1 protein-coding gene is annotated in these 502 nt (G+C 64.5%); it reads left to right on the top strand.

The window, feature by feature from the left end:
• Positions 1–502: Ig-like domain-containing protein (locus RM463_RS17485; RefSeq protein ID WP_311430777.1), on the top strand; the 502-nt coding region annotated here is incomplete at both ends.

Raw genomic sequence — 502 nt, 5'->3', positions numbered from 1 at the left:
CCAGTGAACTGGCCGATGGCGTGCAGGCCGAGGTTGGCCTGACCCCCGGCACCGAGGCCGGTGACACCATTACGCTGCGTATCACCGATGCCGATAACGTGACCTCCGAGGTTTCCTATACGGTCACGGCGGACGACGTCACCAACGACAGCGCCCCGATGGTGATCCCGAGCGATGCGCTGACAGACGGCGATTACAGCGTTACGGCGGTGATTTCTGATGCCGCGGGCAATAGCTCTGAGGTGTCTCCTGAAGTCGAATTCCGCGTGGACACTGCCGCGCCTGAGGTACCGAGCATCACGACCGCCTCGGACGACGTGGGCGATGTGACCGATACGCTTGCCAGCGGCGATAGCACCGACGACACCACCCCGACGCTGTCCGGTACCGCAGTGGCGGGAAACACGGTGACCATCCGGGACGGAGACAGCGTGCTGGGCACCGCCGTTGCGGATGACAGCGGCCATTGGAGCTACACCCCGGTCTCAGACCTCGGCGAAGG

Source organism: Halomonas sp. LES1, from assembly GCF_031846005.1.
GTDB lineage: Bacteria > Pseudomonadota > Gammaproteobacteria > Pseudomonadales > Halomonadaceae > Halomonas.
The sequence above is the reverse complement of the archived record's forward strand: the minus strand, read 5'-3'. Positions and strand labels throughout refer to the sequence as shown.